The following is a 21,128-nucleotide window of genomic DNA, read 5'->3' on the forward strand; positions in this document are numbered from 1 at the left end:
GTGCAGCACCGTCAGTTCGGCCGGTGAACGCCCTGCACGGACCTCTCCGTGCGCCATCAGCGCCCGGCCCGGGCGGGGCGCACCGGACACAGGGGTCCCCCCCCCCCCCCCCCGCGCGGCACGCCTAGCATGGGCGCGTGCAGCCGATACCCGCTCCCGAGTCCGCCGCCTCGCCCGGCCGGGGAGGGACCCCCGTCGCGTCCCACGACCGCGAGATCGAGTCCCTCGCCGAGTTCGACGAGGTCGTCGCGGAGCACGGCTCCCTCGCCCACTACCGCGTCCAGGCCGTCGACCTGACGGACCGTACGAAGACGCTGCTCTCGGTCGACTCCGCGGGCGCCGTCTTCCTCGGCTGCCCCATGGACCCGGAGGCGGCCGGCGCTGTCCGGTCCACGGGCGCGCTGGTCTTCCCGCCCGTCCCGGGCCTGCCCTTCGACCCGTACCGCGGGCTCCTGTACTCCCCCGACGAGCTCTTCGCGTCGCTCGAAGCGGGCTACGAAGCGACACCCGACGCGCGCGCGTACGGCTGGTTCCAGCGGACCAAGTCCGACGGTGACGTCTTCGCGTCGATGCTGCGCGCGATCCACGACGACGCCGTCTCCGACGCCCTCGACGAACTCCTCGCCGGTGTGCGGGTGGTGGGCGTCATGGGCGGCCACGCCATGGGGCGCGGCACTACGGCGTACGAGGGCGCGGCCCGCCTCGGCCGCGATCTGGCGCGTGCCGGTTTCACGGTCGCCACCGGCGGCGGCCCGGGCGCGATGGAGGCCGCGAACCTCGGTGCGTACGCGGCCCCGTTCGACGACGGGATGCTCGCGGAGGCCCTCCAACTCCTGGCCGGCGCACCGTCGTTCCGGCCGTCGGTGACCGACTGGGCGCGTGCCGCCTTCGCGGTGCGCGAGCGCTGGCCCGCGGGCGGCACCTCCATCGGCATCCCGACCTGGTTCTACGGGCACGAGCCGCCGAACGCGTTCGCGTCGGGCATTGCCAAGTACTTCGCCAACGCCACCCGCGAGGACGGCCTGCTGGCGCGCTGCACGGCGGGCGTCGTCTTCCTCCCGGGCGCCGCCGGCACCATTCAGGAGATTTTCGACAACGCCACCCCCAACTACTACGAATCACGCGGCGAGCCCACCCCGATGGTTCTCGTCGACGAGGCGCACTGGACCGAGAAGCACCCGACCTGGCCGCTTCTGCAATCCCTGGCGCGCGACCGCTCGATGGAGTCCCGGATCGCTCTGGTGGACCGGATCGAACAGGCTCCGGAGGTTCTCAAACGCCTCGGCGGTTAACAACCAAGTAAAGTCAACGACACGACAGGGCATATGCATTGACAGCCCTTAGGTGACACTTATAGACCTGTGAGACTCCTGGGGGTCCTGTTGCCACGACAAAACCCCCGTAACCCCCCGCAGTTGCGCATTCTGTGAAGGGCAATCGTGTCCATATCTCGCCGTACCGCACGTTCCGTGCGCATTCTCGGTGTTGCCTCCGCCACGGCCGCGCTCGCGCTCGGCGTCGCGGGCAACGCCCTCGCCTGCAACATCCGTGACTTCTCCGCCGTCGCCGCCTGCGACGACAAGGGGAAGGGCACCATCACCGTCACCGACACGGACGCCTCGGGCGTCCTGGCCACCGTCTCGGTCTACCTGGAGTCGAACGGGGCGGACGAGAAGCTCGTCGGCACCGACACGGTCAAGGGCACCCGTGAGGGCGCCACCGTCACCTTCTCCGAGGACTGGGCCCCGAAGGGCCAGTACCGGATCCACATCAAGGCCGCGAACATCGTCGACGAGGACGTCTCGCCGAACCTGACCGCCCCGTCCGAGGCGTGCAAGACGTCGGAGACCCCGAAGCCCTCGGAGACGCCGAAGCCTTCGGAGACCCCGTCCTCCTCCGCGACCCCCTCGGCGACGCCGTCGGAGTCGGACAGCACCGCTCCCGCGGCCACTCCCGGGGACAACGAGCCGTCCCCCGCGGCCGGTGACTCGAACCTCGCCGAGACCGGTGCGAACTCCAACACCGGCACGATCGCCGGTGTCGCCGGCGCGTTCGTCGTCGTCGGCGGCGGCGCCGTGTACTTCGGAATGCGCCGTCGCGGCGCCTCGAAGACCGGCTGACGCCCGCACACCGTACGACCGGGTGGCCCGCTCCTTCCCCGGGGGCGGGCCACCCGTCTGTCCGGGGCCGCCGCCACGGCTATCCGAACGTGGCCCGCTCCAGCCAGAACTCCAGCAGTTCCCGCTCCCCCAGGACCTCGACCCGCTCGTCGTCCAGCGGCAGCCGGCGGTAGAACGCGAGGAGTAGGGCGGTCAGCGGACCGCGCAGCGCCACCGTCGCCTTCTCGTGCCCGCGGTGCCAGTCCACGCCCTCCTCGGTGAGCTCGACGACCCACTCGGCGTTCAACTCGGGCGTGCCGTCGGTGGCATGGAGGTGGATGCTGCGGCCGGCACCGCGCAGTTGCTTCGCGGCATCGTGCGGCCGCGTCCGCTGCACATACGCGACGATGTCCAGCCATTCGTCGATCGCGTCGGCCGCCACGTCGGGCGCGACCTCGTACGGCAGTCCGGCGGCCAGGGTCGCGTCGGCGCGGTGGATCGCCAGCTCGTGGGTCATCCGCCGGGCCCAGAAGCCGGAGGTGGGCGTGCCGGCCCACCCCCACACCGTGGTGTCGGGTCCCGCCTCCCGCAGCGCGGCGACGACCGTCTCGCCGGTCTCCGCGAGCCAGGCGTCCAGGGCGGCGGGATCCCCCTCGGCCTCCGGGCCCCCGGCCAGGGCCACGGCCGCCTCGGGCACCTGCTCCTGCGCCCGCGTACGGACCAGGTCCTCGGTCCACCGCAGCGCCCCGCCCGTGTGCCGTACGAGCCGCTCGAACGACCAGTCGGGGCAGGTCGGCACGGCGGCGGACAGCTCCGCCCCGGAGGTCACCACATCCCTCAACTGCCGTACCTGCAGCTCGATCGCGTCGCAGTAGCGGTCATGTGCGAGTAGCGTCATGATCCGCACTTTATGCGGCCGAAGGCGCTCCGAGTACGACAATTTCGGCTGCGTCGAACTCCACCCCGACCTCGTCACCGGGCTCGGGTGCGTCCCGCAGCGCACACGCCGCCTCCAGCGGGGGCGCGTCCTCCGGCTGAAGCTGTACGGCGACATGGGTGCCCCGGAACGTGCGGGCCGCCACCGTGCAGCGCAGCCCGTCCGCGGGCGCCACCAGCCGTACTCCGGCGGGCCTGATGAGGAGCGTGCCCGGGCCCTGGGGCGCTTCTTCGGACACCGGGACCTTGCCCCACGGCGTGTCCGCGACCTCACCGCTCACCGTCGCCTCGACCACGTTGTCGAAGCCGAGGAAGCGCGCCACGAACTCGTCCGCCGGATGCTGCCAGACCTCAAGGGGCGTCCCGGACTGGGCGATCCGCCCGTCGCGCATCACGACGACCCGGTCGGCCAGCGCGAACGCCTCGCCCTGGTCATGGGTCACGGCGAGCACGGTCGTGCCCAACTCACGGAAGAGCTGCCCCAGTTCGACGACCAGCCGCTCCCGCAGCGAGCGGTCGAGCTGGCCCAGCGGCTCGTCCAGCATCAGCAGCCGGGGACGCGGGGCGAGGGCACGGGCCAGCGCCACTCGCTGCTGCTCACCGCCGGAGAGGGAGGCGACGGCCCTGGACGCGGCGCCGGGCAGGCCCACGAGCTCCAGCAACTCCCTCACCCGTACGCCCTGTTCGCCCTTCGGGACGCCGTGCATCCGCAGCCCGAAGGCGACGTTGCCGCCGACATCCCGCTGCGGGAAGAGCTGATGGTCCTGGAACATCAGCCCGACGCCCCGCCGATGCGCGGGCACCCCCGACTGATCGCGGCCGTCGAGCTGGACCCGGCCCGCGTCGAGCGTCTGCAGTCCCGCCACCGCCCGCAGCAGTGTCGACTTGCCGCTGCCGCTCGGTCCGAGCACGCAGACGATCTCGTGCTCGGCGACGTCGAGGCCGACGGCGTCGAGCACGGGCCGCCCGCCGAACCGTACGGTCGCCGCCTCGATGCCGAGCAGGGCACCCCGCACCTCCGTGAGCCTGGTCATCAGAACTCCCCCGTCGGGTCGGTCCGCAAGCGCTCCAGAACCAGCAGCGCCACCGCGCACACCACCATCAAGATCGTCGAAAGGGCCATCGCCTGACCGTAGTTCAGGTCACCGGCACGACCGAGGAGCCGGGCCACAGCGACCGGCAGCGTCGGATTGTCCGGCCGCGCGATGAAGACGGTCGCCCCGAACTCGCCCAGCGAGACGGCGAAGGCGAACCCGGCCGCGATCAGCAGCGCCCGCCGCACCATCGGCAGATCGACCTCGCGCCACACCCGCCACGGCGACGCCCCGAGCACGGTCGCCGCCTCCCGCAACCGCTCGTCCACCGCGCGCAGGACGGGCAGCATCGTGCGGACCACGAACGGGACACCGACGAGTGCCTGCGCGAGCGGCACCAGGATCCAGGAGGACCGCAGATCCAGCGGCGGCTCGTCCAGGGCGATCAGGAACCCGAAGCCGACCGTGACCGCGGAGACGCCGAGCGGCAGCATCAGCAGCGCGTCGAACCCGCGGACGAGCCGGCCCGCACGCCGGGTGAGGGCGGTGGCCGCGAGAGCGCCGATCAGCACGGCGACGGCGGTGGCGGCGAACGCGTACTGGAGCGAGTTGCCGATCGCCTCGATCGGCGCCACCAGGAAGATGCCGCCGTCCTCGGAGGTGAGCGCTCTGTAGTACGCCAACCCGTAACCGCCGGGGGTGTCCAGGGACCGCTGGACCAGCACCCCGAGAGGCAGCACGAGCAGGACGGCGATGCTCGCGAGGACCCCGGCGAGCAGCGCCCACTGCCCGGCCCCACGCGGCCGGCGCGCGGTCATCGAGGCGTCCACCAGACGCAGGGCGGTCTCCCGGCGCCGTACGGTCCAGGCGTGCACCGCGAGGATCGCGCCGACCGCCACGAACTGGACGATGGTCAGCACGGCGGCGGTGGAGAGATCGAAGATCTCCGAGGTCTGCCGGTAGATCTCGACCTCGAGGGTCGAGAAGGTGGGGCCGCCGAGGATCTGCACCACACCGAACGAGGTGAAGGTGAAGAGGAAGACCATGAGAGCGGCAGCGGCGAGGGCGGGCCCGAGAGCCGGCAGGGTCACCTTGCGCCAGGCGGCGAACCGGGAGGCGCCGAGCATCCGCGCGGCCTCCTCCTGACGCGGGTCGAGCTGCGCCCAGAGACCGCCGACCGTCCGGACGACGACGGCGTAGTTGAAGAAGACGTGCGCGAGCAGGATCGCCCAGACAGTGGTGTCCAGCCGTACGCCCCACAGCTCGTCGAGCAGCCCGCCCCGGCCGACCAGCGCCAGGAATGCGGTGCCGACGACGACGGTCGGCAGCACGAAGGGGACGGTGACCACCGCCCGCAGCACCTGCTTGCCCCGGAACTCGAAGCGCGCGAAGACATACGCGCCGGGGAGCGCGATCAGCAGCGTGAGCGCGGTCGACGCGCACGCCTGCCAGGTGGTGAACCACAGGACGTGCCGGATGTCGGACTGGGCGAGCACCTCGCCGATCCGCCCGAACCGCCAGACCCCGTCGGCCTTGAGCCCGCGGCCGACGATCGCCGCCACCGGGTACGCGAAGAAGGCCGCGAAGAACGCGACGGGCAGCGCCATCAGTCCGAGCCGCGCCGCGCCGCCGCGGGAGAGCCCCCTGCGCGCCCGGGACGCCCCGGGCTCCCCCTGTTTCCGGGACTTCCCGGGCGGCCGGGGCGCTACTTCAGTACGAGTGAGGTCCACGACTTGACCCACTGGTCACGGTGGTCGGCGATGGTGCCGGGGGCGAGCGTCTCGGGGTTCTTGGCGGCCGGCCCGAACTCGGTGAACTCGGCCGGGACCCGGGCGCCCTCGACCACCGGGTACACGAACATGTTCAGCGGCATGTCCTGCTGGAACTTCTTGGTGATCAGGAAGTCCAGCAGCGCCTTGCCGCCCTTGGCGTTCTTCGCGTTGCTCAGCAGGCCCGCGAACTCGATCTGCCGGAAACAGGTGCCGGTGGCGACGCCGGTCGGCGCGGTCTTGGGCCGCGGATCGGCGTAGATGACCTCGGCGGGCGGCGACGAGGCGTACGAGACGACCAGTGGGCGGTCGGCCTTCGCCTTCTTGCCACCGGCCGAACCGGAGAACTCGTCGTTGTAGGCCTGCTCCCAGCCGTCCACGACCTTCACGCCGTTGGCCTTGAGCTTCTTCCAGTAGTCCTGCCAGCCGGTGTCGCCGTACCGCGCCGCGCTGCCGAGCAGGAAGCCGAGGCCCGGCGACGACGTCGAGGCGTTCTCCGTGACGAGCAGGTTCTTGTACGCGGGCTTCACCAGGTCGTCGAAGGACTGCGGCGGGGCCAGCTTGTGGTCGGCGAAGTACTGCTTGTCGTAGTTGACGCAGATGTCACCGGAGTCGATGGGTGTGACGCGGTGCTCGGCCTTGTCGAGCTGGACGTCCGCGGCGACGGCGGACAGGCCCTTGGCCGCGTACGGCTGGAAGAGTCCGTTGTCGAGCGCGCGGGACAGCAGTGTGTTGTCGACGCCGAAGAAGACGTCGCCCTGCGGGTTGTCCTTGGTGAGGATGGCCTTGTTGACGGCCTGCCCGGCGTCGCCGTCCTTGAGGACCCTGACCTTGTACCCGGACTCCTTCTCGAACGCCTTGAGCACGCTCTTCGAGGCGGCGAAGGAGTCATGGCTGACGAGGGTCACGGTCTTGGACCCGGAGCCGGCGTTGTCGTCGGACGAGCCGCACGCGGAGAGCGTGACGAGCCCGAGACCGGTGGCGACGACCGCTGCCGTCAACCTCTTGGTGGTGCTCACTGAATTCCTCCTGGGATGACCAGGAAGAGACGCGGCCCTGCCCGGGAACCTCTGATAGTTCCCGGGCAGGGCGCAACAGCTTGAGTAACGACCGAACTTCCTACCCAGAATGACCTGGGCAAGGTTCAGAGGGTCTGCGGCCTGTGCCGCACTCTCAGCGCTGTGGCGCTCCCCTGTCGGAATATGAAGATGTACGTACGCCAGTCAGACTACCGCTCCCTCGCCGGAACGCGGCTGGTGGCTCCCCGGTGACACCGGGCAGCCGGGTCCTAGCGCTCCGCCGCCGCCAGCTGCCCGCAGGCCCCGTCGATCTCCTGGCCGCGGGTGTCCCGGACGGTGACCGGCACGCCGTGGGCCGCGATGGCCTCGACGAACGCCTTCTCGTCCTCGGGCCGCGAGGCGGTCCACTTGGAGCCGGGCGTCGGGTTCAGCGGGATCAGGTTCACGTGCACGGGCTTGCCCTTGAGCAGCCGTCCGAGCCGGTCACCACGCCACGCCTGGTCGTTGATGTCACGGATGAGGGCGTACTCGATGGACAGCCGGCGCCCCGACTTGGCCGCGTACTCCCAGCCGGCGTCCAGCACCTCGCGCACCTTCCACCGCGTGTTCACGGGGACGAGGGTGTCGCGCAGCTCGTCGTCCGGCGCGTGCAGGGAGATGGCGAGGCGGCACTTGAAGCCCTCGTCGGAGAACCGGTGGATCGCGGGCACCAGGCCCACGGTCGACACGGTGATTCCGCGCTGCGAGAGCCCCAGACCGTCCGGCTCGGGGTCGGTGAGCGCCCGGATCGAGCCCACGACCCGCTTGTAGTTGGCGAGCGGCTCGCCCATGCCCATGAAGACGATGTTGCTCAGCCGCGCCGGGCCACCGGGAATCTCGCCGTCCCGCAGGGCGCGCATGCCGTCCACGATCTGGTGCACGATCTCGCCGGTGGACAGATTCCGGTCCAGCCCGGCCTGTCCGGTGGCGCAGAACGGGCAGTTCATCCCACAGCCGGCCTGCGAGCTGATGCACATGGTGACCCGGTCCGGGTACCGCATCAGCACGGATTCGACGAGCGTGCCGTCGAAGAGCCGCCACAGGGTCTTGCGGGTGGTGTCGTCGTCACAGCTGATGTGCCGGACGACGGACATCAGCTCGGGCAGCAGCGCTTCCTGCAGCTTCCCGCGCGAGGCGGCCGGGATGTCCGTCCACTGCTCCGGGTCGTGCGCGTACCGCGCGAAGTAGTGCTGCGAGAGCTGCTTGGCGCGAAACGGCTTCTCACCGATCGCGGCAACCGCCTCTTTACGCTCGGCGGGCGTGAGATCGGCAAGGTGCCGCGGCGGCTTCTTGGCTCCGCGGGGGGCGACGAAAGTGAGTTCTCCGGGCTTAGGCATAGCTCTACCAGTGTCGCAGACATATGAAGAGAGGCCCGCCGCCCTGTGGACAGCGAGCCTCTCACTCAAGAACTGCAGGTCAGCGACGTACAACAAGGTCAGGGCGCAGTGGTCAGCCGGAGCCCACGAAGATCACCAGGAGCAGCCACACCACGGGTGCCGTCGGCAGGAGCGAGTCCAGCCGGTCCATGATGCCGCCGTGCCCCGGCAGCAGCGTGCCCATGTCCTTGATGCCCAGGTCCCGCTTGATCATGGACTCGCCGAGGTCACCGAGCGTGGCGCTGGCGGCCACCGCGAACCCGATGAGCAGACCCTGCCACCAGCTGCCGTCGTCGATCAGGAACTGCATGCACAGCGCACCCGCGGCCATCGCGAAGGTGACCGCTCCGACCAGGCCCTCGCGGGTCTTGCCGGGGCTGATGCGCGGCGCCAGTTTGTGCTTGCCGAAGCGCCAGCCGACGGCGTACGCGCCGGTGTCGCTGACGACCGTCAGGAGCAGGAACGTCAGGACGCGCCGCGGACCGTCGTCGGCCGTGAGCATCATCGCCACGAACGTCGCCAGGAACGGCACGTAGAAGGCCGCGAAAACCCCGGCGGTGACGTCCTTGAGGTAGCCCTCGGGCGGTTCGGTCATCCGCCAGACCAGGACGGCCAGCGCGGTGAGCGCCATCGCCACCCACGCACCCTCGGCGCCCCTGACGTAACCGGCGACGACCATCGCCGCGCCGCCGATCGCCAGCGGTACGAGGGGCGCCTTGATGCCCTTGCGCTCCTCGAGCCGTGAGGTGAGCTCCCACAGCCCCACGACCACGGCGACGACGATCACGCCGACGAACACGGCTTTGACGATGAACAACGACGCGATGATCACCGCACCGAGCCCGACGCCCACCCCTATGGCCGCACCCAGGTCCCGGCCCGCACTCTTCTTCTGCGGCGCGGGTACTGGCTGGTGGGCGCTGGGCATGGGCTCCTGCGGACTTGGCTGGTTGTGCGACGGCGTCCCGTAGGGCGCCGTCTGCGGTGTGTCGTCGCGGAACAAGGGGCCACTCAGCCGAGCGGCCCCCCGGTCGTCATCCTGGTCTCCGCCGTGTGCGGGTACGTCGGGCACGATGGGCATGGGGCGAGTCTGCTGGGCGTCATGCGCATCGTACGCGGGACCCGCCGGGGCAGCCCCCTGGACAGGCCCCTGGTCGGAAGGCCCCCAGTACCCGGCTTGTGGCGGCGCCCCCCAGGAAGAGTCGTTCATCAGACCTCGAGAAGCTCCGCTTCCTTGTGCTTGAGGAGCTCGTCCACCTGGGCGACGTACTTCGCCGTGGTGTCGTCGAGCTCCTTCTCCGCACGACGGCCCTCGTCCTCGCCGACCTCGCCGTCCTTGACGAGCTTGTCGATCGTCTCCTTGGCCTTGCGGCGGATGGAACGGATCGAGATCTTGGAGTCCTCGGCCTTGGTCTTGGCGACCTTGATGTACTCCTTGCGGCGGTCCTGGGTCAGCTCCGGGAACGTCACACGGATGATGTTGCCGTCGTTGCTGGGGTTGACACCCAGGTCCGAGTCGCGAATCGCCTGCTCGATGTTGCGCAGCGCGCTCTTGTCGAACGGGGTCACCACCGCCATGCGCGGCTCCGGCACCGAGAACGAGGCCAGCTGGTTGATCGGCGTCAGTGCGCCGTAGTAGTCGGCCACGATCTTGTTGAACATCGCCGGGTGCGCACGACCGGTGCGGATCGCGGCGAAGTCCTCCTTGGCGACCACGACGGCCTTCTCCATCTTCTCCTCGGCTTCGAGGAGGGTCTCTTCGATCACCACTTGCTCCTGCGTCTCTGAGTAGGCCCGGCAGCTGTTCCTCGTCGGGGTCGGCGGCCGGCTGCGTCGCGTCTTGTTCCTGCACGGTTGCGGACCGGCAGGACATTGTCCATCCCCCGGTCAGGGTCCGTCCCCGGCGGGGTGAGTCCCCGTCAGGGTGCGTCCCCGGTCAGGCCCGGCTGTCCTGGTCACCCACGAGTGTGCCGATCTTCTCACCCTTGACGGCCCGAGCGATATTGCCCTCCGCCAGGAGCTCGAAGACCAGGATGGGGAGCTTGTTGTCCCGGCACAGCGTGATGGCGGTCATGTCGGCGACCTTGAGGTCGCGAGTGATGACCTCTCCATAGCTGAGCGAGTCGAACTTGACGGCCCCGGGGTTGGTCTTCGGGTCGGAGTCATAGACACCGTCCACCCCGTTCTTGCCCATGAGCAGCGCCGCGGCGTCGATCTCCAGGGCGCGCTGGGCGGCGGTGGTGTCGGTGGAGAAGTACGGCATGCCCATACCGGCGCCGAAGATGACCACGCGGCCCTTCTCCAGGTGACGCACGGCGCGCAGCGGGATGTAGGGCTCGGCGACCTGTCCCATGGTGATCGCGGTCTGCACGCGGCTGTCGATGCCCTCCTTCTCCAGGAAGTCCTGGAGGGCCAGGCAGTTCATGACCGTGCCGAGCATGCCCATGTAGTCGGAACGGGCCCGGTCCATGCCGCGCTGCTGCAGTTCGGCACCGCGGAAGAAGTTGCCGCCGCCGATGACGACGGCGATCTGCGCGCCGCCCCGTACGACGGACGCGATCTCGCGGGCGATCTTGTGCACCACATCGGGGTCGACGCCCAGTCCGCCGCCGCCGGCGAACGCCTCGCCGGAAAGCTTCAGCAGAAAGCGTCCCGCGCCTTTGCCGTCTTCGCTCTTCTCGCCGTTGTCGGCCTGGGTGGTGGTCATCGAGCTCTCGCCTCTTTTACGTGTCGCACATACGAAGAAGGCCATTGCCGGTGGGTGTTGGCTCCCATACGCGGCAATGGCCTCCTCGTCAGATCTGCTGTCGTCCGTCACACACGCGCGCGTGCCGGTCTGTGCGACCGACACAGACGACTGCTGTCGACCCTAGCGGGGTCGCGCGTCGATCGCGGTACGGACTCAGATGCCGACCTTGATGCGCGTGAAGCGCTTCAGGGTGACACCGGCCTCGTCCAGGACCTTCTGGACGGACTTCTTGTTGTCGAGCGCGTACGGCTGACCGAGGAGAGTGGCCTCCTTGAAGAAGCCGTTGACGCGACCCTCGACGATCTTCGGGAGCGCGGCCTCGGGCTTGCCCTCGGCGCGGGTGGTCTCCTCGGCGACGCGACGCTCGGACTCGACGACCTCGGCCGGGACGTCCTCACGGGAGAGGTACTTCGGCGCGAAGGCGGCGATGTGCTGCGCGATGCCCTTCGCAAGGCCGGCGTCGGCCTTGTCCAGCTCGACCAGAACACCGATCTGCGGGGGCAGGTCGGGCATGGTGCGGTGCATGTACGCGGTGACGTAGGCGCCGGAGAACTGGGCGAAGCGGTCCAGGACGATCTTCTCGCCCAGGTTCGCGTTGGCCTCGTCGACGAACGCCTGGACCGTCTTGCCGGCCTCGATCTCGGACGCGAGCAGCGCCTGGATGTCGGCGGGGGAGGACTTGGCGGCGTGCTCGGCGATCTGGTTGGCGACGACCTGGAACTTCTCGCTCTTGGCGACGAAGTCCGTCTCGCACTTCAGCTCGACCAGGACACCGGAGGTGTTGTCGTCGGCGATGATCGAGACCACGGCGCCGTTCTCGGCGGAGCGGCCCTCGCGCTTGGCGACGCCCTTCTGGCCCTTGATGCGCAGCGCCTCGACAGCCTTGTCGACATCGCCGTCGGCCTCGTCCAGTGCCTTCTTGCAGTCCATCATGCCGGCGCCGGTGAGCTCACGGAGCTTCTTGACGTCGGCGGCGGTGTAGTTCGCCATGATTCCTGGAATCTCTCTCGAAGTCTGAAGATCTACGGGACGAACGGCGGGGGCCTTGTGAGCCCCCGCCGTTCTCAACCCGAAAGGGTGACGGTTCAGGCCTGCTCGGCGTCCGCGGCCGGGGCCTCGGCGGCGGGGGCCTCAGCAGCAGGGGCCTCGGCAGCGGGGGCCTCGGCAGCGACCTCGGCCGGGGCCTCAGCGACAGCGGCCTCGTCGGCCTGCTCGGCGTCGGCGACCTTCTCCGTCTCGGCGGAGGTCTGGACCTCGGGCTCGTCGGCCTTCTTCTCACCCTCGAGCAGGTCGCGCTCCCACGCGGCCAGCGGCTCGCCCGCGGCCTTGTCACCCTCGGCGGCCTTGCCGGCGCCGGAACGGGAGATGAGGCCCTCGGCGACGGCGTCGGCGATCACGCGGGTGAGCAGGGTGACGGAGCGGATCGCGTCGTCGTTGCCCGGGATCTTGTAGTCGACCTCGTCGGGGTCACAGTTGGTGTCGAGGATGGCGACGACCGGAATGTGGAGCTTCCGGGCCTCACCGACCGCGATGTGCTCCTTCTTGGTGTCCACGATCCAGACGGCGCTGGGCACCTTGGACATCTCGCGGATACCACCGAGGGTCTTCTCCAGCTTGGCCTTCTCGCGCGACAGCACGAGAAGCTCCTTCTTGGTGAGACCCGACGCGGCGACGTCCTCGAAGTCGATCTGCTCGAGCTCCTTGAGGCGCTGCAGACGCTTGTAGACGGTCGAGAAGTTGGTGAGCATGCCGCCCAGCCAGCGCTGGTTGACGTAAGGCATGCCGACGCGGGTGGCCTGCTCCGCGATGGCCTCCTGCGCCTGCTTCTTCGTGCCGACGAACATGACCGTGCCGCCGTGGGCGACGGTCTCCTTGACGAACTCGTAGGCGCGGTCGATGTACGACAGCGACTGGAGCAGGTCGATGATGTAGATGCCGTTGCGCTCCGTGAAGATGAAGCGCTTCATCTTCGGGTTCCAACGACGGGTCTGGTGACCGAAGTGGACGCCGCTTTCCAGCAGCTCCCGCATCGTGACGACGGCCATGGCCGTTCTCCTTGAGTTTCTCGGTTGTGCCGCGCGTGCCGGACGGCACTCGCGCCTGACGCCCGCGATGCGCCTTGCCACGAAGGACCGAGGGGCGCTGACAACGGCTTTCGTCGGAGACGAGGGCCTGCTGCCGGGGCGTGCGAAGTCGACCCGGTGACCCGGATCGCCACAAGAAGTGTACGGGACCCGCGAGGCACCGGGTGACGCCGCTGTCCACAACCGACGAGTACTCCACAGATCCCGGCCATGATCCGCTCCACTGCGGGACGGTTCTCGTATGCGAGCGAAACGATCCGTGTGTACGTGGCCGGTGGTGCTGCTGTGTCTGACGGCGACGGCACTCGGGGCACTGCCCCCGGCCGGCCTCGCCCGAGCGGACGGAGGATCCGCGCCCGGAGCGGCCGGCCCACCACCGCCCGAAGCGGGTCCGGCCCCGCCCGGACCGCCTGGACCGCCAGGCCCGCCACGACCTCCAGGAACCCCTGGAACGCCGGGATCGCCGGGATCGCCGGGATCGCCGGGATCAGTGAGTCCGCCGAGGCCTCCAGGAACACCGGGTCCGCCGGAAGGACCGAGTCCGCCGGGGCCTCCGGGAGCACCGGCACCGCCATCGGCCGACGCATCGGTTCCGGCCATCGGCCGCACCTGGCCCGTGGGCGTACGTCCCTTGGTCCTGCGCGGCTGGGAACCCCCGGCGACGGCGTACGGCCGTGGTCACCGGGGCGTCGACCTGGCGGCCGCCCCCGGCACCCCGGTACGGGCGGTCGCCCCGGGCCGGGTCTCCTTCGCGGGCCGGGTCGCGGGACGAGGGGTCGTCTCGGTGGAACTCTCGGGCACCGGCGACCCACCCCTGCGGACGACCTACGAGCCGGTCCTCCCCTCGGTGAAGAAGGGCGACGAGGTGGCGGCGGGCGATGCCCTGGGCGTCGTCGAAGCGACGGGCACGCACTGTCCGGAGGCCTGCCTGCACTGGGGCCTGCTGAGAGCCGACCTCTACCTGGACCCGCTGTTGCTGCTGCCCCCTTGGCTGCTGCACAGGGGGCCGTCCCGACTGCTGCCCGTGTTCGGCGTCCGCGTATAGACGGGGGCGCGGCTCAGCCCCTGCCCGTGTTCGGCGTCCGCGTATAGACGGGGGCGCGGCTCAACCCCTGCCCGTGTTCGGCGTCCGCGTATAGACGGGGGCGCGGCTCAGCCCCTGCCCGTGTTCGGCGTCCGCGTATAGACGGGGGCGGGGCTCAGCCCCGGACGCCCCGCAGCGCCATGGCGACGGCGGCATCCGTGATCGCGGTCGGATCCTCCGCCGCACCCAGCTCGATACGGCGCACCGCGGCGTCGACAACACCCTGGAGCAGCATCGCGGCCAGCCTCGGCTCGCCGTGGCCCATCTCCCCGAGCGCCTCGACGATCATCGCGACGAGCCCGCCGTGCGCCGCGCGGATCTTCTCGCGGGCCCCGGCGTCGAGCTCGCTCGCGGAGATCGCGACCACGGCGCGGTGCCGCCGGTCCCCCACCAGGGCCAACTGCTGCCGGACATAGGCCTCGACCTTGCCCTCAGCCGTGCCGGCCTGCTCCATCGCCGCGGAGACCTCCGCCGCCCAGACCGGGAAGTCCGCCTCGCAGAGCTCTTCGACGACGGCGGCCCGGGACCGGAAGTACTCATAGACGGACGACCGCGCCAGGCCCGTCCGCTCGGCGAGGGCCGGGAAGGTCAGCGCTTCCGTCCCGCCCTCGGACAACAGGGACCGTGCCGCGTCCAACAGGGCGGCTCGCTGCATCGACCGGTGCTCGGCCACTGAGGCCGCTCGAATCCTTGGCACGTCAACCACTTTACGGACGGACCGCCGCCGACGGGAGCGTCTCGGCCCACCGGCTCGAGCCCGCGTCCCCCCAACCGAGCCTGGGACCCCCAGCACAACCGGTGCCCGCCGCTCCCGGGCAGGGACGATTCAGCGGGCCCGACCGCGTAACGGGTCAGCGGCCGAAGCTCGCCAGCTTCGCGCGCAGCTGGAGCACGGACTTCGTATGGATCTGGCTCACCCGGCTCTCGGTCACCCCGAGCACGTTTCCGATCTCGGCGAGCGTGAGTCCCTCGTAGTAGTAGAGCGTGACCACGGTCTTCTCCCGGTCGGGCAGCGTGTTGATCGCCCGCGCCAGGAACCGCCGCAGCTCCCGGTCCTCGGCGACCTCCACGGGGTTGTCGGCCGCGGTGTCCTCAAGGGTGTCCATGAGGCTCAGCCGGTCGCCGCCCTCACCCCCGACGTGCAGCAGCTCCTCCAGGGCGACCACGTTCGCCAGCGACAACTGGCTGAACACCGCGTGGAGTTCCTCGACCGCGATGCCCATCTCCGCGGCCACCTCGCCCTCCGACGGCGTACGTCTGAGCCGGGCCTCCAGCGTGGCGTACGCCCGCTCGACGTTGCGTGCCTTCTGCCGCACCGAGCGCGGGATCCAGTCCAGCGCCCGCAGCTCGTCGATCATCGCGCCCCGGATCCGCGTGATCGCATAGGTCTCGAACTTGATCTCACGCCCGATGTCGAACTTCTCGATCGCGTCGATCAGCCCGAACACCCCCGACGAGACGAAGTCCGCCTGCTCCACGTTGGCCGGCAGCCCCACGCTGACGCGCCCCGCGACGTACTTCACCAACGGTGAGTAGTGCAGGATCAGCTGCTCGCGCAGCCGCTCGTCCCCCGTCGCCTTGTACGACCGCCACAGCTCGTCGAGCGTCGAGGGAGCGGGCGGCCGCACGCTGCCGCGGGCAGCAGGGGGAGCTGCCGCCCGGTCAGACCCGGAGGTGTGCTGGGGCATTCGTCGCCTAGTGCCGTTCTGCCGTGAACTGGGGATGCCTGGGTGAGCTGTCGGTCTGATACCGAGATGCCTGTCTGCGTCGGAATCCACGTGAGCGTAGCGTGACTAAGCTGTCGCAGTGAGCGAAGGGCGGCGGATCACCCTCACGCGAATGCCGTCCGCGGGACGCCTCCCGGACGCCCGGCGGTCGCCCTGTGTGACCACCGCCAGGCGCCAACTGCGGGAATTGCCAAGGGTGTCGGGGTTAGCCCGGACGGCCGAACACGCTCGGTCAACACTGACCGTGACCTCCGTGAACGGAGATCATCGCCTGGCGTGTCAACTTCCAGCCGTCGCCGTGTCGTTCGACGAAGCCAAGTGCTCGGAGTTCGTACAGTCTCCCGACCGCGTCGTCCTCCGTCGTCCCCGCGCCCCGAGCGATCCGGTCCGCGGACGCCGTCCCTCGGCCCGGCAGCGCGGCCAGCACCCGAGCGGCTCCCGGCTCCAGCAGGTCGCGCGGCAGCACCGGTCCGCGGCGGTCGGGGGCCAGCTCGCCCATGTCGCCGATCAGCTCGACGACTTCCGCGGCATCGGAGACCAGGACCGCGTCCGCACGCAGGAGTTCGTGCACCCCCGCCGAGAGTCCGCTGGTGGCGGGGCCCGGCACACCCATGGTGAAGCGGCCGAGCCGCTGCGCCGCACGGGCCGTGACCAGCGCACCGCTCCGATACGCCGCCTCGATGACGACCGTCCCCCGGGTGAGGGCCGCGATGACCCTGTTCCGGAGGATGAACCTGCTCGGTGTCGGGTGATCGCCCGGCGGCAACTCCCCCACCACCAGCCCCTGTTCCGCGATTCTGGTGATCAACTGGGTGTGTCCGCGCGGGTAGGGACGGTCCACGCCGCAGGCGAGTACGGCGACGGTGGCACCGCCCGCCCCGAGCACTCCCCGGTGTGCGGCCCCGTCCACCCCGTAGGCCCCGCCGGACACCACCACCCACCCCCGCTCGGCCAGGCCCGCGCCGAGCGTGGCCGCCATATGGGCCCCGTACGCGGTGCAGGCCCGGGCGCCCACGACCGCGACGGACCGCAAGGCCCACATCCGCAGACTGGGCCGGCCGCGCACCCACAACCCCAGGGGCCGGCCGTCGCCGAGATCGTCCAGCTGCGCGGGCCACTCGCCGTCGCCCGGGCACACGTACCTCACCCCGGCGTCCCGTGCCTGCGCCAGATCCTGCTCGGGCCGTGCCCGGGCGGCGCGCCCCAGCAGCCCTTCCCATCGCGTGGACGACACCCCCGGCAGCTGCTCCCCGCCCGTCATCAGCCGCCGGGCCACCTCAACCGCACCGAACTCGCGCACCCACCTGCCGCCCACCTCGTCACCCGGTTCGACGACGCGGGCGAGCGCGACCCGGGCGAGCCGCTCGTCGTCCGTCATGACCGCGAACCGATGCTCATGGGCACGCCCCGCGGAACACCGGTGCGCAGCTGGAGCGCCAGGGCCACGTCCCCGGCGTCGGGCCGGTCGTGCCCCGACAGATCGGCGACGGTCCACGCCACGCGCAGCACCCGGTCCAGGCCGCGCGCGGTCAGCACACCGCGCTCCAGCCCCCGCTCGGCCTCGTCCATCGCGCCCGGCACGGCCTGCCACCGTTTGCGCAGCTCACGCCCCGGCACCTCGCTGTTGGTGTGCCAGGGGGTCCCGGCCAGGCGTGCGGCCGAGCGCTCCCGGGCGGTCCGCACCCGGTCGGCGACGGTCCGCGTGGACTCGCCCCGGGCGTCGCGCGCCGTCAGCTCGGCGCGCGTGACCGGTTCGACCTCGACGCGCAGATCGACCCGGTCGAGCAGCGGCCCTGAGAGCCGGGACTGATAGCGGCGGATGGCGGACGGCGGGCACTCGCAGAAGTCGCCCCCCATGCTGAGGCGTCCGCAGGGGCAGGGGTTGGCCGCGAGCACCATCAGGAACTTCGCCGGAAAGCGCACCACGCCCGAGCTGCGGGCGATCACCACATGCCCCGCCTCCAGGGGCTGTCGCAGGGCGTCGAGCGCGAAGCCGCTGAACTCCGGCGCCTCGTCCAGAAAGAGCACGCCTCTGTGCGACAGGGAGACCGCGCCCGGCCTGGCCAGCCCTTTGCCGCCGCCGACGAGCGACTGCATCGTGGCGGAGTGGTGGGGCGCGCAGTAGGGCGGGACGTCCACCATGGGCCTGCCCGGTGGCAGCAGGCCCGCGACCGAGTGGATCGCCGTGACCTCAAGGGACTCCTGCCTGCCGAGCAGCGGCAGGATCGATGGCATCCGCTCGGCGAGCATCGTCTTGCCGGCGCCGGGCGGGCCCTGCAGAAAGACGTGGTGGCCGCCGGTGGCGGCGACCTCCATCGCCGTGCGCGCCGAGATCTGGCCGACCACGTCGGCGAGGTCGTGCCCCTGGTCGTGCTCCGGCACGGCGATGCCGCACAGGCCGGTGGCCTCCCCCGTCCCCGGTACGCGCAGTCCCGCCAGCAGCGGATCCGGCCGGCCCTGCTCGTCAGGCTCCTCCTCGGGCACCGGCTCGTCGGTGAGTACGGCGATGAGCTGGCGCAGACTGCGGACGCCGAGCACGGACACCCCGGGGACCAGCGACGCCTCGGCGGCCGCGCACTCCGGCACCACCACCTGCACGTATCCCGCGTCCGCGGCGGCGAGGACCGCCGGCAGGACGCCCCGCACCGGCCGCACCCGGCCGTCGAGGCCCAGCTCGCCGATCATCACGATGTCCGCCAGCACCCGGGGATCGATCCGCTCCGCGGCACCCAGAACGGCACAGGCGACGGCGAGGTCGAACCCCGAACCGCCCTTCGGGACGGACGCCGGGCTCAGGCCGACCGTCAGCTTCTTCTGGGGCCACTCGGCGCCCGAGTTGACCACCGCCGCCCGCACCCGGTCCCGGCTCTCCGTCAGGCTCTTGTCCGGGAGGCCGACCAGGGTGAAGGCCGCGACGCCCGGTTCGAGGTCGGCCTGGACCTCGACGACGACACCTTCGACGCCGACCAGGGCCACCGAACACGTACGTGCGAATCCCATCAGGCCACCCCCCGCGCGTGCTCCACGACGGGTGCGCCGCGGTCGGGGAGCAGGACGCCCACCAGGTCGATCCGCACGCCGCCGGGTGGTGCGCCGCCGTGTTCCTGAAGCCAGCGCTCGGCCAGGCCGCGCAGCCGCTCGGCCTTCACCGGGGTCACGGCAGCCATCGGGTGTTCGAAATCTCCGGCCCTGCGGGTCTTGACCTCGCAGACGACCAGCGCGTCGCCGTCCCGGGCCACGATGTCGATCTCGCCGGTCCTGCCCGCGCGCCAGTTGCGCGCCAGGATCGTCATACCGGCCTGGTCCAGCCGCCGCGCGGCCAAGTCCTCGCCGTACTTGCCGAGTGCACCTCGTGCGTTCATGTCGGCACCACCTCCGGCGCCAACACTGAGGCCACTGCCACCGGCTATTGGATCTTGGTGGACGGCCGCTCGATTGTGGACAACTCCGTCACCCACACGAGCGGCCGCACCCCGATCAACCCCGGATCACGCCCGGATCAACCCCGAAAAGCAGCCCCGGATCAGGCCACGCTTCAGCCGCCCGGCAGCTCGAGGTCGCTCTTGTTCAGCTCCTCGATATTCACATCCTTGAATGTGAGAACCCGTACCTGCTTCACAAAGCGAGCAGGCCGGTACATGTCCCACACCCAGGCATCCGCCATGGATACCTCAAAGAACACCTCGCCCTGGACCGAGTGCACCTGCATCTCGTAGTCATTGGTGAGGTAGAAGCGCCGTTCGGTCTCGATCACATATTTGAACAGACCGACGACATCGCGGTACTCCCGGTAGAGCTTCAGCTCCATCTCGGTCTCGTACTTTTCGAGGTCCTCGGCGCTCATGGCATGTTCCCCTTCAGCCGTGCGTCCCCCTATTGTGCGCCAGCCCCGCGAGCCCCTAGACGATTTCGGTGTCGAGGATCTCGGGCCTGGCCGGGGGACCCTCGTCGAGCAGCCTGCGCAGCAGCTCGGCGAGTCTGGTCGGATACACCGTCTCATGTGCCTCGGTCAGTTCCTGGCACGTCCACCAGCGCGCTCCGGCGACGCTGCGCCGTTCCAGCTCCGTCAGCCCAAGGGCCGCCGTGGCCGTCTGGGTCGTACGAGCCAGGAAGTACCACTCGTCCTGGTCCCAGCGGCGTCCCGCGAACGGGAACGAACACGTCCGCTGCCACAGCACCGGGCCCAGCCGGACCTCGGTGATGCCGGTCTCCTCGGCGAGTTCCCGCAGAGCGGCCTCCTCGCGCGTCTCGTCGCCCTCCAGACCGCCGCCGGGCGTGAACCACCAGTCGTCCGCGGGATCGTCCGGCTCATGCCCGTGCAGCAGCAGGATGCGCTCCTGCGGGTCGAGCAGCACCACCCGGGCCACCTTGCGCAGTCCGCCCGGGTAACTGTCATGCGGTCCGTCGGGCGACGTCTCAGCGGGCACCGGCCAGTTCCGTCCTGGGGCGGCCACGCCGTCCCGCGCGCTTGGCGATCGGGCCGTAGGCGGCACCACCGAGGACGAGGACCGCGCCGGCCACCACCGCCGCGACGACCAGCCGCAGCGGGCCGGGGGACGAGATCCCGCCGAGTGCCTCGAAGCCCGTGGGGCGGGCCAGTATGCCGTCCATCGGCCAGACCACGGCGTCCACGCGCCCCTTCACCGCGCTGCGCGGCACCGTGCCGCTGCCGGCCTCGGTGAGGTGGGCCGTGGAGTCCAGGGAGCCGCTGCGCTCGTCACCGAGCACGAACAGCCGGCCGTCAGGGACCTTGATCGTCGGTATCTTCTTCGACTCGGCGGCCTGGCCCTTGGGGAGATACGGTTCGTCGATCTTCTTGCCGTTGACGGTCAGCTTGTCGTCGGTGCAGCAGGCGACGGTGTCGCCGCCGACGGCCACGACCCGCTTGACCATGGGCATGTCGCCCCAGGCCTGCTCCTTGAAGACGACGACGTCACCGCGCTCGACGTCACCGCCGTCCACGCGCTGCGCCAGGACCCGGTCACCGGCGCCGATGGTCGGCGTCATGGACTCGGTCGGCACGGTGTAGGGCTGGTAGACGATCGCACCCCAGACGAAGCCGCCCAGGAAGAGCACACAGCCGAGGGCCACGGCCAGCCCAGACAGCGTGCTGCCGAGCCGTCCGTGGCCCTCGCCCGTACGGTCTGTCGTCCTGCTCATCCCAGTGCTCCCCAGCTCGGAGAATCGATCGCGCGGCCCGAGGTGCGGGCCG

Annotated in this window: 21 protein-coding genes and 1 riboswitch; of the genes, 3 read left to right on the plus strand and 18 right to left on the minus strand. The window is 70.6% G+C overall.

What is annotated here, in order from left to right; all coding sequences use genetic code 11:
- The first annotated feature begins 146 nt into the window (after positions 1 to 146).
- Complete coding sequence (locus ACFWM2_RS20165; protein WP_383281991.1) at positions 147 to 1,292, plus strand: LOG family protein; 1,146 nt, start codon at positions 147 to 149, stop codon at positions 1,290 to 1,292.
- Between the two features lie 177 nt (positions 1,293 to 1,469).
- Positions 1,470 to 2,120: an LAETG motif-containing sortase-dependent surface protein gene (locus tag ACFWM2_RS20170; RefSeq protein WP_383281398.1), complete on the plus strand. Its 651-nt coding sequence runs from the start codon at positions 1,470 to 1,472 to the stop codon at positions 2,118 to 2,120.
- Between the two features lie 79 nt (positions 2,121 to 2,199).
- Here the strand turns inward: ACFWM2_RS20170 and ACFWM2_RS20175 are convergent, their stop codons facing one another.
- The 10 genes from ACFWM2_RS20175 to rpsB form a co-directional block, all read right to left on the minus strand.
- Positions 2,200 to 2,997, minus strand: coding sequence for a maleylpyruvate isomerase family mycothiol-dependent enzyme (locus ACFWM2_RS20175; protein WP_383281400.1), 798 nt, complete (start codon positions 2,995 to 2,997; stop codon positions 2,200 to 2,202).
- 10 nt (positions 2,998 to 3,007) lie between these two features.
- Positions 3,008 to 4,069: an ABC transporter ATP-binding protein gene (locus ACFWM2_RS20180; RefSeq protein WP_383281402.1), complete on the minus strand. Its 1,062-nt coding sequence runs from the start codon at positions 4,067 to 4,069 to the stop codon at positions 3,008 to 3,010.
- Positions 4,069 to 5,799, minus strand: coding sequence for an ABC transporter permease (locus ACFWM2_RS20185; RefSeq protein WP_383281405.1), 1,731 nt, complete (start codon positions 5,797 to 5,799; stop codon positions 4,069 to 4,071). The genes ACFWM2_RS20180 and ACFWM2_RS20185 overlap by 1 nt, the downstream gene beginning before the upstream one ends.
- A complete protein-coding gene (locus ACFWM2_RS20190; RefSeq protein ID WP_383281408.1) occupies positions 5,775 to 6,857 on the minus strand; it encodes a thiamine ABC transporter substrate binding subunit in 1,083 nt (360 codons plus the stop codon). Before ACFWM2_RS20190 ends, ACFWM2_RS20185 begins: the two co-directional genes overlap by 25 nt.
- Before the next feature lie 79 nt (positions 6,858 to 6,936).
- A riboswitch (TPP riboswitch) is annotated at positions 6,937 to 7,042 on the minus strand.
- A gap of 84 nt (positions 7,043 to 7,126) precedes the next feature.
- Positions 7,127 to 8,233, minus strand: coding sequence for a 23S rRNA (adenine(2503)-C(2))-methyltransferase RlmN (rlmN, locus tag ACFWM2_RS20195; protein WP_383281411.1), 1,107 nt, complete (start codon positions 8,231 to 8,233; stop codon positions 7,127 to 7,129).
- A 112-nt stretch (positions 8,234 to 8,345) separates the two neighbouring features.
- Positions 8,346 to 9,482, minus strand: coding sequence for a phosphatidate cytidylyltransferase (locus tag ACFWM2_RS20200; protein ID WP_383281413.1), 1,137 nt, complete (start codon positions 9,480 to 9,482; stop codon positions 8,346 to 8,348).
- Entirely contained in the window at positions 9,482 to 10,039 is a 558-nt protein-coding gene (gene frr, locus ACFWM2_RS20205) for a ribosome recycling factor (protein ID WP_093780078.1), read from the minus strand. Before frr ends, ACFWM2_RS20200 begins: the two co-directional genes overlap by 1 nt.
- 169 nt (positions 10,040 to 10,208) lie before the next feature.
- Entirely contained in the window at positions 10,209 to 10,979 is a 771-nt protein-coding gene (gene pyrH / locus ACFWM2_RS20210) for a UMP kinase (protein WP_383281416.1), read from the minus strand.
- Between the two features lie 195 nt (positions 10,980 to 11,174).
- Entirely contained in the window at positions 11,175 to 12,011 is an 837-nt protein-coding gene (tsf, locus tag ACFWM2_RS20215; RefSeq protein ID WP_383281419.1) for a translation elongation factor Ts, read from the minus strand.
- A gap of 95 nt (positions 12,012 to 12,106) precedes the next feature.
- Entirely contained in the window at positions 12,107 to 13,066 is a 960-nt protein-coding gene (gene rpsB, locus ACFWM2_RS20220; RefSeq protein WP_383281422.1) for a 30S ribosomal protein S2, read from the minus strand.
- Between the two features lie 529 nt (positions 13,067 to 13,595).
- Here rpsB and ACFWM2_RS20225 point away from each other — a divergent pair.
- On the plus strand, positions 13,596 to 14,150 hold the full coding sequence (locus tag ACFWM2_RS20225; RefSeq protein ID WP_383281425.1) for a murein hydrolase activator EnvC family protein: 555 nt from the start codon (positions 13,596 to 13,598) through the stop codon (positions 14,148 to 14,150).
- 154 nt (positions 14,151 to 14,304) lie between these two features.
- Here the strand turns inward: ACFWM2_RS20225 and ACFWM2_RS20230 are convergent, their stop codons facing one another.
- The 8 genes from ACFWM2_RS20230 to lepB all read right to left on the minus strand — a co-directional run bounded on the left by ACFWM2_RS20230 (position 14,305) and on the right by lepB (position 21,076).
- Positions 14,305 to 14,862 carry a TetR/AcrR family transcriptional regulator gene (locus tag ACFWM2_RS20230; protein ID WP_383281994.1) on the minus strand — a complete coding sequence of 186 codons (558 nt, stop codon included), beginning with the start codon at positions 14,860 to 14,862 and terminating at the stop codon, positions 14,305 to 14,307.
- Positions 14,863 to 15,040: 178 nt separating this feature from the next.
- Positions 15,041 to 15,877 carry an RNA polymerase sigma factor WhiG gene (gene whiG / locus ACFWM2_RS20235; RefSeq protein WP_383281428.1) on the minus strand — a complete coding sequence of 279 codons (837 nt, stop codon included), beginning with the start codon at positions 15,875 to 15,877 and terminating at the stop codon, positions 15,041 to 15,043.
- Positions 15,878 to 16,148: 271 nt separating this feature from the next.
- On the minus strand, positions 16,149 to 17,294 hold the full coding sequence (gene dprA, locus ACFWM2_RS20240; protein WP_383281431.1) for a DNA-processing protein DprA: 1,146 nt from the start codon (positions 17,292 to 17,294) through the stop codon (positions 16,149 to 16,151).
- A complete protein-coding gene (locus tag ACFWM2_RS20245; protein WP_383281434.1) occupies positions 17,291 to 18,916 on the minus strand; it encodes a YifB family Mg chelatase-like AAA ATPase in 1,626 nt (541 codons plus the stop codon). Before ACFWM2_RS20245 ends, dprA begins: the two co-directional genes overlap by 4 nt.
- On the minus strand, positions 18,916 to 19,278 hold the full coding sequence (locus ACFWM2_RS20250) for a YraN family protein (RefSeq protein WP_383281436.1): 363 nt from the start codon (positions 19,276 to 19,278) through the stop codon (positions 18,916 to 18,918). Before ACFWM2_RS20250 ends, ACFWM2_RS20245 begins: the two co-directional genes overlap by 1 nt.
- Before the next feature lie 173 nt (positions 19,279 to 19,451).
- Positions 19,452 to 19,760 carry a DUF2469 domain-containing protein gene (locus tag ACFWM2_RS20255; RefSeq protein WP_003965949.1) on the minus strand — a complete coding sequence of 103 codons (309 nt, stop codon included), beginning with the start codon at positions 19,758 to 19,760 and terminating at the stop codon, positions 19,452 to 19,454.
- Positions 19,761 to 19,815: 55 nt separating this feature from the next.
- A complete protein-coding gene (locus ACFWM2_RS20260; protein ID WP_383281439.1) occupies positions 19,816 to 20,343 on the minus strand; it encodes an NUDIX hydrolase in 528 nt (175 codons plus the stop codon).
- Complete coding sequence (gene lepB, locus ACFWM2_RS20265; protein ID WP_383281442.1) at positions 20,333 to 21,076, minus strand: signal peptidase I; 744 nt, start codon at positions 21,074 to 21,076, stop codon at positions 20,333 to 20,335. The genes ACFWM2_RS20260 and lepB overlap by 11 nt, the downstream gene beginning before the upstream one ends.
- Positions 21,077 to 21,128: the final 52 nt, after the last annotated feature.

It is taken from the genome of Streptomyces sp. NPDC058371 (assembly GCF_042723265.1).
In the GTDB taxonomy this organism is placed as follows: Bacteria; Actinomycetota; Actinomycetes; order Streptomycetales; family Streptomycetaceae; genus Streptomyces.

Bases quoted from the DNA above. Each gene is read 5' to 3' on its own strand.
- ACFWM2_RS20175 (WP_383281400.1), bottom strand. From the start codon at position 2,997: ATGACGCTACTCGCACATGACCGCTACTGCGACGCGATCGAGCTGCAG.
- ACFWM2_RS20180 (WP_383281402.1), bottom strand. From the start codon at position 4,069: ATGACCAGGCTCACGGAGGTGCGGGGTGCCCTGCTCGGCATCGAGGCG.
- rlmN (WP_383281411.1), bottom strand. From the start codon at position 8,233: ATGCCTAAGCCCGGAGAACTCACTTTCGTCGCCCCCCGCGGAGCCAAG.
- ACFWM2_RS20200 (WP_383281413.1), bottom strand. From the start codon at position 9,482: ATGAACGACTCTTCCTGGGGGGCGCCGCCACAAGCCGGGTACTGGGGG.
- pyrH (WP_383281416.1), bottom strand. From the start codon at position 10,979: ATGACCACCACCCAGGCCGACAACGGCGAGAAGAGCGAAGACGGCAAA.
- tsf (WP_383281419.1), bottom strand. From the start codon at position 12,011: ATGGCGAACTACACCGCCGCCGACGTCAAGAAGCTCCGTGAGCTCACC.
- rpsB (WP_383281422.1), bottom strand. From the start codon at position 13,066: ATGGCCGTCGTCACGATGCGGGAGCTGCTGGAAAGCGGCGTCCACTTC.
- whiG (WP_383281428.1), bottom strand. From the start codon at position 15,877: ATGCCCCAGCACACCTCCGGGTCTGACCGGGCGGCAGCTCCCCCTGCT.
- dprA (WP_383281431.1), bottom strand. From the start codon at position 17,294: ATGACGGACGACGAGCGGCTCGCCCGGGTCGCGCTCGCCCGCGTCGTC.
- ACFWM2_RS20245 (WP_383281434.1), bottom strand. From the start codon at position 18,916: ATGGGATTCGCACGTACGTGTTCGGTGGCCCTGGTCGGCGTCGAAGGT.
- ACFWM2_RS20250 (WP_383281436.1), bottom strand. From the start codon at position 19,278: ATGAACGCACGAGGTGCACTCGGCAAGTACGGCGAGGACTTGGCCGCG.
- ACFWM2_RS20255 (WP_003965949.1), bottom strand. From the start codon at position 19,760: ATGAGCGCCGAGGACCTCGAAAAGTACGAGACCGAGATGGAGCTGAAG.
- lepB (WP_383281442.1), bottom strand. From the start codon at position 21,076: ATGAGCAGGACGACAGACCGTACGGGCGAGGGCCACGGACGGCTCGGC.